We start from the raw sequence: 12,581 nt of genomic DNA, 5'->3' as shown, positions 1-12,581 counted from the left end.
GGCCCAAGGCTTCATGGACCCACGGCCGAAGGGAGTGCCGGACGCCCGGGCGCTGGTCCGCGTGCTCGGCCGGATCGGCCTGATCCAGATCGACTCGGTGAACGTGCTCAGCCGCGCGCAGTACCTGCCGCTCTACTCCCGGCTCGGCCCGTATCCGCGGGCGCTGCTCGACCGTGCGAGCGGCAAGGCGCCCCGGCGCCTGGTCGAGTACTGGGCGCACGAGGCGTCGCTGATCCCGGTCGAGACGCATCCGCTGATGCGCTGGCGGATGGACCGCGCGATGACCGAGGCCTGGGGTGGCCCGCGCGCGATCGCGCAGCAGCGGCCGGACCTGGTCAAGCAGGTGCTCGCCGACGTCCGCGACCACGGCCCGCTGACCGCCCGGGAGATCGACGACGACGTCGAGCGTGAGCGGGACAACTGGGGCTGGAACTGGTCCGACGTCAAGCGGGCTCTCGAGTTCCTCTTCTACGCGGGCCAGATCACGGTGGCTCGCCGCAACCAGCAGTTCGAGCGGCAGTACGACGTACCCGAGCGGGTGCTGCCGTCCGCCGTACTGGCGACGCCGACTCCGTCCGACGCGGAGGCGCACCGGGGGCTGGTGTCGATCGCGGCCAAGGCGCATGGGGTGGCGACCGCGCAGTGCCTGAGGGACTACTTCCGGACCGCGCCGGATCCGACGGCGCAGGCGATCCAGGAGCTGGTCGAGGAGGGCGAGCTGCTGCCGGTGCGGATCGACGGGTGGAAGCGGCCGGCGTACCTGCACCGGGACGCGCGGCTGCCACGGCGGGTGAACACGCGGGCCCTGGTCAGCCCGTTCGACTCGCTGGTGTTCGAGCGGACCCGGACCGAGGTGCTGTTCGATTTCCGGTACCGGATCGAGATCTATGTGCCGGCCGAGAAACGGATCTACGGGTACTACGTCCTCCCCTTCCTGCTCGGGGACCGGCTGGTCGCGCGAGTGGACCTGAAGTCGGACCGGACGGCCGGCGTACTGCTGGTCCAGTCGGCGCACGCGGAGCCGAAGGCGCCGGTGGAGACCCCGGACGAGCTCGCCGCGGAGCTCGTCCAGCTCGCGGGTTGGCTCGGTCTCGACCAGGTCCGGGTGGTCGGTGGCGGTGACCTCTCGCCTGCGCTGAGTGACGCACTCCGCGGATTCTGAGCGCGGAGCCGGAACTTTTCGGGCTCCCTGAGCGTGGGTCGGGTAAGCCCTACGGCACGCAGCGGGCGTGGCTTGACACACCCGGCCCCGTACCATGGGTCACGCGCGCCCGCCCGTGGGTGGGACGCGCCTGTCGGCTCATGCCGCAACCCAGGCTTCAGCAGCAAGGAGAGAACTCCCCACCATGAAGGTGATCGACAAGGTCCTGCGGATCGGCGAGGGCAAGATCCTGCGTCAGCTCCAGGGCATCGCGAAGATGGTCAACTCGATCGAGGACGACTTCGTCGGCATGTCCGACGAGGAGTTGCGCGGTCAGACCGCGGAGTTCAAGCAACGGCACGAGAACGGGGAGTCGCTCGACTCGTTGCTGCCGGAGGCGTTCGCGGTGGTCCGGGAGGCGGCCAAGCGGACCCTGCACCAGCGCCCGTACGACGTCCAGATCATGGGCGGCGCGGCGCTGCACCTGGGCAACATCGCCGAGATGAAGACCGGTGAGGGCAAGACCCTGGTCGCCACCATGCCGGTGTACCTGAATGCGCTGTCCGGCCGGGGCGTGCACGTGGTCACGGTGAACGACTACCTGGCCAAGTACCAGGCCGAGTGGATGGGCCGGGTGTACCACTTCCTCGGCCTCGACTACGGCGTGATCCTGCCGGAGATGACCCCGGCCGAGCGCCGGGTGGCCTACGCCAAGGACATCACCTACGGCACCAACAACGAGTTCGGCTTCGACTACCTGCGCGACAACATGGCCAACTCGATCGAGGACCTGGTCCAGCGCGAGCACAACTACGCGGTCGTGGACGAGGTCGACTCGATCCTGGTCGACGAGGCCCGGACCCCGCTGATCATCTCCGGCCCGGCCGAGGACTCGCAGCGCTGGTACGTCGAGATGGCGCGGATCGCCGGCACGCTGAAGCCGCGGATCGCCGACGACAAGGTGCCGGAGGAGCAGCGCCCGGTCGCCGACTACGAGGTGGACGAGAAGAAGCGCACCGTCGCCATCCTCGAGCGCGGTATCGAGAAGGTCGAGGACCGGCTCGGTATCGACAACCTGTACGAGTCGGCCAACACCCCGCTGATCAGCTACCTGAACAACGCGCTCAAGGCCAAGGACCTGTTCCGCCGCGACAAGGACTACGTGGTCGTCGAGAACGAGGTGCTGATCGTCGACGAGCACACCGGCCGGACGCTGCACGGCCGCCGCTACAACGAGGGTCTGCACCAGGCGATCGAGGCGAAGGAGAACGTCGAGATCAAGGAGGAGTACCAGACCCTCGCGACGATCACGCTGCAGAACTACTTCCGCCTCTACGACAAGCTGGCCGGCATGACCGGTACGGCGATGACCGAGGCGGCCGAGTTCTCCAAGATCTACAAGCTCGGCGTGGTCCCGATCCCGACCAACAAGCCGATGATCCGCAGCGACGAGCGGGACCTGATCTTCCGCACCGAGGACGCCAAGTTCGACGCGGTGGTCCAGGACATCGTCGAGGTGCACCAGAGCGGTCAGCCGATCCTGGTCGGCACCACCAGCGTGGAGAAGTCCGAGCGGCTGTCCGCCCAGCTGCGCAAGGAGAACGTCGCGCACGAGGTGCTGAACGCCAAGCAGCACGCCCGGGAGGCGGCGATCGTGGCCGAGGCCGGCCGCAAGGGTGCGGTCACGGTGGCCACGAACATGGCCGGCCGTGGTACCGACATCATCCTCGGCGGCAACCCCGAATTCCTGGCCGACAAGGAGTTGCGCGCCCGTGGCATCGACCCGGCCGAGGCGATCGAGGAGTACGAAGCGGCGTACCCGACGATGCTGGAGCAGTTCGAGAAGCAGGTGAAGGACGAGCAGGAGGAGGTCCGCGAGGCGGGCGGCCTGTACGTGCTCGGCACCGAGCGGCACGAGTCCCGCCGGATCGACAACCAGTTGCGCGGCCGGTCCGGCCGGCAGGGCGACCCGGGCCTGTCCCGGTTCTACCTGTCGCTGGAGGACGACCTGATGCGGCTGTTCAAGCGCGAGATGGTCGACTGGGCGATGTCGCGCAACAACGACGACAGCCAGCCGCTGGAGAACAAGGTCGTCACCAAGGCGATCGCGTCGGCACAGTCCCAGGTCGAGGCGCAGAACTTCGAGACCCGGAAGAACATCCTCAAGTACGACGACGTGATGAACCGGCAGCGGCACGTCGTGTACGACGAGCGCCGCCGGGTGCTCGAGGGCGCGGACCTGCGCGAGCAGGTGCAGGACATGCTCGAGGAGACCGTCACCGGGTACGTGCAGGGCGCGACCGCCGACGGGTTCGCCGAGGACTGGGACCTGGACGCCCTGTTCACCGCGCTGAGGACGCTGTACGCGACCGAGGTGACCGAGGACGACCTGATCGAGGAGGCCGGCGGCGAGAAGGCCGGCCTGACCTCGGACTTCCTGATCGAGCGGTTCGTCCTCGACGCCAAGGAGGCGTACGAGCGGCGCGAGGCGACGCTCGGCGAGGAGTCGATGCGTGAGCTCGAGCGCCAGGTCGTGCTGAGCGTGCTGGACCGCAAGTGGCGCGAGCACCTGTACGAGATGGACTACCTGCGTGAGGGCATCGGGCTGCGCGCGATGGCGCAGCGCGACCCGCTGGTCGAGTACCAGCGCGAGGGCTACGACATGTTCGCCGCGATGATGGAGTCGATCAAGGAGGAGTCGGTCGCCTTCATCTTCAACGTCGACGTGAAGGCGATGCAGGAGCAGATGGTGCTCACCGCGGAACCGGACGAGGCCGTCGCCGAGGACGAGGACATCCTGACTCCCGGTGCGCCGGTGGCGGAGTTCCCGGGCCGGCTCCAGGACGAGATCCGCCCGCAGGACGCGCCGCGGCCGCGAGACACGCCGCGCCTGCAGGTCAAGGGCCTGAGTGAACGGCGCCCGCAGCGGCTGTCGTACTCCGCTCCGACCATCGACGGCGACGACGAGGTCTCGCTCCACCAGGACGCGGGCGACGAGGGTGGCCTGCTGTACGCCGGTACCCCGCGCAACGTCGCCTGCCCGTGTGGCTCGGGCAAGAAGTACAAGCGCTGCCATGGCGACCCGCAGTCGGACGCCTACAAGTTCTGACGCCTTCGAGTTCTGCACAGTGTGGCTCCCGCCTTGGCGGGAGCCACACTGCTGTGGTGGTGTGGACGCATGTGGCTGAGGGAGCGGTTCGGGCTGGGGGTGCCCGTGGTGGGCGCGCCGATGGCGAACGTGAGTGGCGGGGAACTGACGGCCGCGATCTCGGCGGCCGGGGGACTCGGGATTCTGGGGGCCGGGTCGGCGGTCACCGCTGACTGGATCCGGACCGAGGGAGCCGTGGCCGCGGCGGGCGGGAACCCGTACGGGATCGGGCTGATGGCCTGGTCGGTGGACGAGCGGCCCGAACATCTCGACGCCGTGCTCGAGCTCAAACCGGCCCTGGTGTCGCTCAGCTTCGGGGACTACACGCCGTACGTCGAGGCGCTGCAGAAGGAAGGCATCGTCGTCGCGACCCAGGCGGGGACCGTCGCGGACGCGCGGCAGGCGATCGACGCCGGCGTCGACGTGATCGTGGCGCGTGGTGCCGAGGCCGGCGGTCACGGCCGCAACGAGGTCGCCACACTCCCGCTGCTGCAGGCGATCCTCGACCTCACCGATCGCCCGGTGCTCGCGGCCGGCGGCATCTCCGGTCCGCGCGGGCTGGCCGCCGTACTCGCCGCTGGAGCCGCAGGCGGCTGGATCGGTACGGCGTTCCTGACCTGTGTCGAGGCGTTGACGTCGGAGCCGGTCCGCCGTCGGGTGATCGAGGCGGACGAGACCGACACCGTCTACGGCACGGTTTTCGACGCGGCGTCGCGCGCGGGCTGGCCGGACGAGTTCGGTGGCCGTGCCCTGCGCAACGACTTCTTCGACAGCTGGGTCGGCCGCGAGGAAGAACTGAAGACGCAGGACAGCGGTCACGCGGACTATGTCGAGGGCACCCGCGCCGCCGATCCCACCCGCGCGTCGATCTACGCGGGCCAAGGTGTCGGCGCCCTCACCGGCCAACCGACAGCCGCCGAGGTCCTCGAAGGTTTCGCCGGTTACCGCACCTACCTCCAGGCCGCGAGCAACCAGTGAACCAGGTGGCACCGGGCAGCGGGCGGACGACTCTGGCGACTGTCGCCGCTGCGGCCGGGGTGTCGACGGCGACGGTGTCGAAGGTTCTCAACGCACGCCCGGACGTCGGTCAGGAGACCCGGGTCCGGGTCGAGCGAGCGCTCGCCGACCACGGGTACGTCCCGCAACGCCAGCGGGGCGCACGGAAGAAGACGCGGGTCCGAACCGTCGGCCTCGTCTGCGACGACCTGCTCTCGCCGTACACCGTCGAAGTCCTGCGCGGCGTCAGCGGCGCCGCCGCGGAGGCCGAGGTCGACGTGGTGGTCGCCCTGCTCGATGACGTCCTGGGCGGCTCGTCGTCGGATGCCTGGGTACGGCGACTGCGCGCTGCCGGGCACGAAGGGATGATCGTCGTCGCCTGTGAACTCACCGAGTTGCAGGGCGCTGCCGTCGACCGTGCCGGTCTGCCCTTGGTGGCGATCGATGCGCTGAGCCTTCCCTCGATCGAGGTGGCCACTGTTGGCGCGACCAACGGGACCGGTGCGTTGGGCGCGACCGAGCACCTGATCGGGTTGGGGCACGAGCGGATCGCCTTCGTCGGTGGGCCGGAGTCGTCGTCCTGCGGACAGGCCCGGCTGCATGGCTATCTCGCCGCGATGACGAACGCCGGTCTGCACGTCGACGCAGAGCTCATCTCGCACGGCCTGTTCATCACCGCGACCGGCGTCGCGGAGGGCCGGCGCCTGCTCGGGCTGGAGCGACCGCCCACCGCTGTCCTCGCCGCCAACGATCCGATCGCCATCGGAGTGATCGAAGCGGCCCGACTGCAGGGACTTGCGGTGCCGGCGGATCTGAGCGTCGTCGGCTTCGACGACACCTTCCTGGCCGAGTCGTCGACGCCGCCGCTGACCACCGTGCGACAGCCCCTGCAGCAGATGGGTGCCTTCGCGTTCGAGTCGCTGATGCGTCTGGTCGGCGGCCGTGCCCTGGACACGTCCCACATCGAGCTGGCGACCGAGCTCGTCGTCCGGGAGTCGACCGCGCGCTTGCTCTAGGCAACCGCCGGGAAGCCGGTGGGAAGGTCCGGGGAAGGTGCTCCTCCTAGCGTCGTCGGCAGTTGTCCACGACGCCGGACATCCGGCGCGATCAGGGGAGGATTCATGACCACGACGACCGAGAAGCCACGCCGCAACGGCGTGGACACCGCGACGCTCTTCGCCACCCTCGACGCGGTCAAGGGGCAGAACGAGATCGCGAAGTTCCAGTTCAGGGCGAGCAACACCTGGCAGACCGGCACGCACAGCCGCTCCACCGCGTCGGGCTTCTTCGGTGCCATGCAGGAACTGCGGCACACGTCCGACACCGTGCTCGACTTCGACCACCCGGCGGTCCTCGTCGGCACCGACAACGGGCCGACACCGGTGGAGTACCTGCTGCACGCGATCGCCGCCTGCCTGACGGCCGGCATCGCCAACATCGCCGCGGCGCGGGGTGTCGAGCTGACCAAGGTCACCTCGACGGTCGAGGGCGACATCGATCTGCTCGGGATCCTGGGGCTGTCGGACGGGTCCGTCCGCAACGGGTACGAGCAGATCCGGGTGTCGCTCGCCATCGAGGGCGACGCCGACGACGAAACCCTGCGCGGCATCGTCGAGCAGTCCCGGCGCCGTTCGGCCGTGTACGACGTACTCGCCAACCCGACGTCCGTCGTGATCGACGTGGTCACCGGCTGACACCTCAGCCGCAGCCAGGGAGGGGGAGCACGATGCGGACCATCGACACGATCGTGATCGGCGCCGGGCACGCGGGGCTCGCGGTGAGCCGGGTGCTCACCGGGGCTGGTCGCGACCATGTGGTGATCGAGCGGGGCAGGATCGCCGAGCGGTGGCGCACCGAGCGCTGGGACTCGCTCCGGCTGGTCAATCCGAACTGGATGCTGCGGCTGCCGGGCTGGGAGTACGACGGCCCCGACCCGGACGGATACCTGAGCGCCGGCCGGTTCGTTCGCCATCTGGTGCAGTACGCCGAATCGTTCAGTGCCCCGGTGGTGTGCGAAGCAACAGTGCTGGAGCTCACCCAGGCGAGCTCCGGGGGTTATCGGGTGGTCACCGATCGCGGTAGCTGGCGAGCCAGACATGTCGTGATCGCGACCGGGCCGCACGGTGCGCCACGAGTGCCGGCCGGACTCGGCGCGGCCCAGGTCCTGACCGCGAACAACTACCGCTCGCCGGACCTGCTCGCTCCCGGAGGCGTGCTGGTGGTCGGTGCCTCGTCGTCCGGTGTGCAGATCGCCGACGAGCTCAACCGGGCCGGCCGGCAGGTACACCTGTCGGTCGGCCGGCACACCAGGATGCCTCGCTGCCACCGCGGCATGGACATCTTCTGGTGGCTGGAGAGCATCGGGCGGCTGGCCCGGACGATCGACGACGTACCCGATCGGGCGGCTGCTCGGCGGGAGCCGTCGATGCAGTTGATCGGGCACCGGCCGGGAGAGCGGCCGCGCGAGGTCGACCTGTCGACACTGCAGGGTGCCGGGGTTCGGTTGCTCGGCCGCTTCGACGGTATGGACGGATCGCGGGCGCAGTTCCGGCCGGACCTGGCCGGCAGCGCGGCGGCCGCCGATCTGCGGATGCATCGGCTGCTCGACGCGGTCGACGAGTACATCGCGTGCACCGGCCTCGCCAGCGAGGTCCCGCCGGGCATCCGCCCACCCAGCCTCATGGCACCGGCGCAGCGCGTCGACCTGTCGATGGCCGGTATCGGGACCGTAGTCGTCGCCACCGGCTACCGGCCCGAGTACCCGTGGCTGCGGTTGCCGATCGTCGGTCCTGACGGCTACATCCAGCAGGACCGCGGCATCACTGCTGCTCCTGGTGTGTACGTCGTCGGGCAGCGGTTCCAGTACCGGCGTGACTCGGGCTTCATCGACGGCGCCCGTCACGACGCCCACACCGTCGTACAGCACCTGCTGACGGCCTGCACGGTGGAGTCGGCGCGATGAGCACGCCGTACGACGTCCTGGTCGTCGGCGGACGGGTGGCAGGGGCCTCGACCGCCATGCTGCTCGCCCGGGCAGGTGCTCGCGTCGCTCTGGTCGAGCGGTCTGCCTACGGCAGTGACACTGTCTCCACTCATGGCCTCATGCGCGCAGGGGTTCTGCAGCTGTCGAGGTGGGGTCTGCTGGACACGCTGACCGCCGCCGGCACACCACCGATCCGCGAGACAACCTTCCACTACAGCGATCGCGAGGACCAGCGGGTCACGATCCGTGCCAAGGGTGGTGTGGACGCCTTGTACGCACCTCGCCGGCAGGTGCTCGACCGGATCCTCGTCGACGCGGCCGCTGATGCTGGAGCCGACGTACGGCACCGAACCGCGGTCACGATGGTGCTGCGAGACGAGAGTGGACGCGTCACTGGTGCTCGCGTTCAAGATCGTACGGGGCGTACCGCGGTTCTCCAGGCCAGGTTGACGATCGGCGCCGATGGTATCCGGTCCGCTGTCGCATCCGCAGTCGACGCTCCCGTCGTACGGCGGGGCGAGTCCCGCAGCGCGATCCTCTATCGGTACTACGCCGGGCTGCGGACTTCGGGGTACGAGTGGGCGTACGCACCCGGTGTGGGCGCCGGTTTCCTGCCCACCAACGAGGAGCTGACCTGCGTTTTCGTTGCGACGACCCCGGTGCGGATGCGAGCTCTGCGCCGGGGCGGGGCCGAGGAAGCGTTCGCCGCACTGCTCGCGGAGACCGGCCTGGTCGAGCGCGTGTTCTCGGCGGAGCCGACTGGCCGCCTGCACGGTTGGGCTGGTGCCGCAGGGTTCATGCGCCAGTCGGTGGGGCCGGGCTGGGCGCTGGTCGGGGACGCGGGCTATTACAAGGACCCGATCACCACCCACGGCATGACGGACGGTCTGCGTGACGCCGAGCTACTGACTGACGCGATCCTCCAGGGCCCGGAGGCCGTCGCACTGACGCAGTACCAGGCCATGCGGGACAAGCTCTCGCGCCGGTTCTTCGGCGCCACCGAGAGCGTCGCGTCGTACGCGTGGAGTATGGACGAGGTCCGGCTTCTGCTGCGGGAGGTCAGCTCCGCGATGGGCGACGAGGTCGAACACCTGCAGTCGCTGCCAATCCCGTACTCCGTGCTGTAGCTGGGGGTCGTCCAGGCGCCTACGATCCGAGATGTGCAGGTCAGGGTTCGGCTGCTGGGCGGGTTCGCCGTCGTGGTCGACGGCATGCCGATTCCCAACGGACGGTGGAGCCGCCGCCAGGCAGCCACGCTGGTCAAGCTGCTCGCGCTGGCGCCCGGCGGCAGACTGCACCGGGACCGGGTCGTGGATGCGCTGTGGCCGGAGCTCACGCTGGATGCTGCCCTTCCGCGGCTGCACAAGGCCGCTCACTATGCCCGGGCCGTCTTCGACGACCGGGACGCCGTCGTACTGAAGGACGAGGTCGTCGCGCTCTTTCCCGACGCGTCTCTCGAGGTCGATGCCGGACGGTTCGAAGCGGCCGCCAGGGACGCGCTGGCAGGCGAGCCGGCATCGCCCGAACTGTGCGCCACTGCTCTGGACCTGGCTGGTGAGTTGTTGCCGGACGACCTGGCCGAGCCGTGGCTGGACGACCCGCGCGAGCAGCTTCGGCTGCGGGTCATGAGGCTGCTGCGGTGCGCGGGTCGCTGGGAGGACCTCCTGGCGATGGACCCGGCGAACGAGGAGGCCCACGTCGAGCTCCTGCGCGAAGCGGTCGTGGCTGGTGATCGAACGAACGGGCTCCGCCGCTACGACCGGATGGAACGCGCCCTGGCTACCGAGCTCGGCATCTCGCCGGGTCCCGAAGCCGTCGTACTGCGTGAACGCCTTCTGACGTCCGTGACCCCGTCGAAGCAGACGGAGTTGGTCGCGGAACCGCACGCTTCGACCCTGGTCGAGCGCGACGCCGAGTTGGCGGAGCTCAGAGGCGCGGCCGGCGCGGCTGTCAGTGAAGGCCGCGGCGTCGTCATCCTGGTCTCGGGGGAAGCGGGCGCAGGCAAGACGGCCTTGGTCCACGCGTTCCTCGACGGGCTGGGGCCTGCGATCAACGTGGCGATCGGTGACTGTGACGACCTGCTCGCGCCACGCAGTCTCGGGCCCTTCCGCGACATGGCCGAGCATGACGCTGAGCTCGCGGCCGCGTTGTCAGCCGATCGGCCGGACGGCGCGCTGTTGCGCGTCTTCTCCGAGCGTCCTTCGGTCGTCGTGGTGGAGGACATCCACTGGGCCGACGATGCGACGCTCGACGCGATCCGCTTCCTCGCCCGCAGGTTCCCGGGCATCCCGGCCGTGCTCCTGCTGACGTTCCGGGAGACCGGGGTCGATCCGGGGCACCCGCTGCGGCAGCTGCTCGGAAGCCTGACCGGTTCCTCGGTACGACGGGTGACGCTGCCGCCGCTGACCGTCGATGCTGTGCGGCAACTCGGGCCTGCCACCGCGAGTCAGGCCGAGGAGATCCATCGGGTCACCCAGGGGAATCCGTTCTTCGTCACCGAGGTGCTCGCCGCCGGTGGGGGTGGCGAGGTACCGCAGACGGTCCGCGACGCCGTACTGGCGCGCCTGGGCAAACTCCCGGCTCCGGTGCGAACGCTGGTGGAACGCCTGTCGGTCATCCCGACCCGCGCGGAACGGTGGCTGGCCGAAAGTCTCGCGGAGAGCGATCCAGCGGTACTGATCGAGGCCGAGCGTTCCGGGATGGTCATCGGGGCCGACACGACGGTCGCGTTCCGCCACGAGCTCGCCAGGCGGGTGATCGAGGCCACGCTCACTGCGGGCGAGCGGGTCCAGGCCAACCGTGTCGTGGTCGACGTACTCCTCGGGCGTCCTGTGATGGAGCCCGCTCGGCTGGTGCACCACGCGGAGCGCTGCGGGCGGGTCGACGTCATCCTGGAGCACGGTCCGTCCGCCGCGCTCGAAGCCGCCCGACTGGGTGCCCACCGCCAGGCGGCCGGCGTACTGGACGTCGTACTGCGGCATCGCGAGCTGCTCGGCCATCACCAGGCAGCCGACCTGTTCACCCGACGGGCCTACTCGCTGTACGTCGTCAATCGATTCGAGGCCGCACTGGAGTCCGCCGAGTGCGGTGTCGGTGCCGCCGAGGCAGCCGGCGACGCAATCCTCCAGGCAGACGCGCTGATGGTGCTCGCACGGGTGGCCCTGTTCGCGAGCGGCCCGCTCCGCTCGCGGCGTGCGGCCGAGCAAGCTGCGGACCTGCTGGAGGCGGCGGGTGACGACGCGCGGCTCGCGGCCGCGCTGATCGAGCAGGCCCGCGCTCACAGCAATCTGGCGACGATCGGGATTGTCGCCGAGCCTGGCGAGCGGGCTGAGGCTTACGCCGAGCGGGCGCTCGCCATCGGGCAGAGCCTGGGCCGGAGCGATCTGGAGGCACAGGCCGGGTGCTACCTCGGTGACGCCCGGCTGGCCCGGGGTGACCTGCGCGGCGACGAGGATCTGCGCCGCGCGATCTCGCTGGCCGGGGCGGACAGCCGCGTGGAGACAGTGGTGCGGTGCTACGTGAACGCCGCCGGCGGCGCCTACCGCAGCGGCCGGTTCGACGATGCGGAGAAGTACGTCGCCGGAGGTCTGCGGGCCGCGGCGGACGGTGAGTTCTTCGCCGGCCAGTACCGCCTGCGGCTCACCGCGGCCGCGGTGCAGGCGAGCAGAGGACAGTGGGACCGCGCCATCGCCGCACTCCGTGCGCTGCTGGACAGTCCGGGTGAGCCGGGTGTGATGGCAGCACTCGCCGGCAACCTGCTGGCTCGGCTTCTCGCGCGGCGCGGAGACGGCGAAGCGGGTGATGTGCTGGCGGCGGCGCTGGCCGCCCGCCCGATCGCGGACGACAGCTACGTCGAGGGCACCCTGGCGGTCGCGCGGATCGAGCTCGGGTGGTTGGACGGCTCCCTGGGCGCCTGCACCGACGACGCCCGGCTGGCGCTGACCCTCGTCAAGGAGGCGGAACACCGCACGATGCAGGCCGAGCTGTCTGCCTATCTGGGCCGAGCCGGCGTCGACGTCGCTGCTCCGGCCGGAGCGCCCGGCCCCTGGGCCGCCACTCTCGCCGGACGCTGGGAGGAGGCGGCGACCGCTTGGGCCGCCTTGGGTGATCGCTACGAGCAGGCGGTCGTGCTGTCAACGGCTCCGGACCGCCGCGCACGGGCGCAGGGCCAGGTCCTGCTGCGCGACCTCGGAGCCGCCGGTACGGCGCTCGCGGTCTGAGACATACCACTTCACGGTGTGGTCTTGACGAGTACCGTTTAAACCGGTTTAGATAGGGCTTAAACCGGTTTAAATCCCGCCAGACGAGGTGTC

Annotated in this window: 8 protein-coding genes; all 8 read left to right on the top strand. The window is 69.9% G+C overall.

Features of this window, described 5'->3' with window-relative positions:
* The first annotated feature begins 13 nt into the window (after positions 1-13).
* Positions 14-1,162 (top strand): winged helix-turn-helix domain-containing protein, encoded by a 1,149-nt coding sequence (locus OG817_RS29325; RefSeq protein ID WP_406057534.1) that lies wholly within the window; start codon positions 14-16, stop codon positions 1,160-1,162.
* Between the two features lie 184 nt (positions 1,163-1,346).
* Positions 1,347-4,250 (top strand): preprotein translocase subunit SecA, encoded by a 2,904-nt coding sequence (gene secA, locus OG817_RS29320; protein ID WP_406047791.1) that lies wholly within the window; start codon positions 1,347-1,349, stop codon positions 4,248-4,250.
* 69 nt (positions 4,251-4,319) lie between these two features.
* Positions 4,320-5,267 carry an NAD(P)H-dependent flavin oxidoreductase gene (locus OG817_RS29315; protein WP_406047790.1) on the top strand — a complete coding sequence of 316 codons (948 nt, stop codon included), beginning with the start codon at positions 4,320-4,322 and terminating at the stop codon, positions 5,265-5,267.
* Positions 5,264-6,301, top strand: a complete 1,038-nt coding sequence (locus tag OG817_RS29310) for a LacI family DNA-binding transcriptional regulator (RefSeq protein WP_406047789.1) — start codon at positions 5,264-5,266, stop codon at positions 6,299-6,301. Before OG817_RS29315 ends, OG817_RS29310 begins: the two co-directional genes overlap by 4 nt.
* A 105-nt stretch (positions 6,302-6,406) precedes the next feature.
* Complete coding sequence (locus tag OG817_RS29305) at positions 6,407-6,979, top strand: OsmC family protein (RefSeq protein WP_396392016.1); 573 nt, start codon at positions 6,407-6,409, stop codon at positions 6,977-6,979.
* A gap of 32 nt (positions 6,980-7,011) precedes the next feature.
* Positions 7,012-8,247, top strand: coding sequence for an NAD(P)-binding domain-containing protein (locus OG817_RS29300; RefSeq protein WP_406047788.1), 1,236 nt, complete (start codon positions 7,012-7,014; stop codon positions 8,245-8,247).
* Positions 8,244-9,395, top strand: coding sequence for an NAD(P)/FAD-dependent oxidoreductase (locus tag OG817_RS29295; RefSeq protein WP_406047787.1), 1,152 nt, complete (start codon positions 8,244-8,246; stop codon positions 9,393-9,395). The genes OG817_RS29300 and OG817_RS29295 overlap by 4 nt, the downstream gene beginning before the upstream one ends.
* Before the next feature lie 33 nt (positions 9,396-9,428).
* Positions 9,429-12,488, top strand: coding sequence for an ATP-binding protein (locus OG817_RS29290; RefSeq protein ID WP_406047786.1), 3,060 nt, complete (start codon positions 9,429-9,431; stop codon positions 12,486-12,488).
* The last annotated feature ends 93 nt before the right edge of the window (positions 12,489-12,581 follow it).

The organism is Kribbella sp. NBC_00889 (assembly GCF_045207705.1).
In the GTDB taxonomy this organism is placed as follows: Bacteria; Actinomycetota; Actinomycetes; order Propionibacteriales; family Kribbellaceae; genus Kribbella.
Note: the sequence above shows the minus strand (reverse complement) of the source record. Positions and strands in the feature narration are given on the sequence as shown.

Excerpts from the sequence above, each read along its gene's own strand:
- OG817_RS29305 (WP_396392016.1), top strand. The coding sequence starts at position 6,407 with ATGACCACGACGACCGAGAAGCCACGCCGCAACGGCGTGGACACCGCG.
- OG817_RS29325 (WP_406057534.1), top strand. The coding sequence starts at position 14 with ATGGACCCACGGCCGAAGGGAGTGCCGGACGCCCGGGCGCTGGTCCGC.
- OG817_RS29295 (WP_406047787.1), top strand. The coding sequence starts at position 8,244 with ATGAGCACGCCGTACGACGTCCTGGTCGTCGGCGGACGGGTGGCAGGG.
- OG817_RS29300 (WP_406047788.1), top strand. The coding sequence starts at position 7,012 with ATGCGGACCATCGACACGATCGTGATCGGCGCCGGGCACGCGGGGCTC.
- secA (WP_406047791.1), top strand. The coding sequence starts at position 1,347 with ATGAAGGTGATCGACAAGGTCCTGCGGATCGGCGAGGGCAAGATCCTG.
- OG817_RS29315 (WP_406047790.1), top strand. The coding sequence starts at position 4,320 with ATGTGGCTGAGGGAGCGGTTCGGGCTGGGGGTGCCCGTGGTGGGCGCG.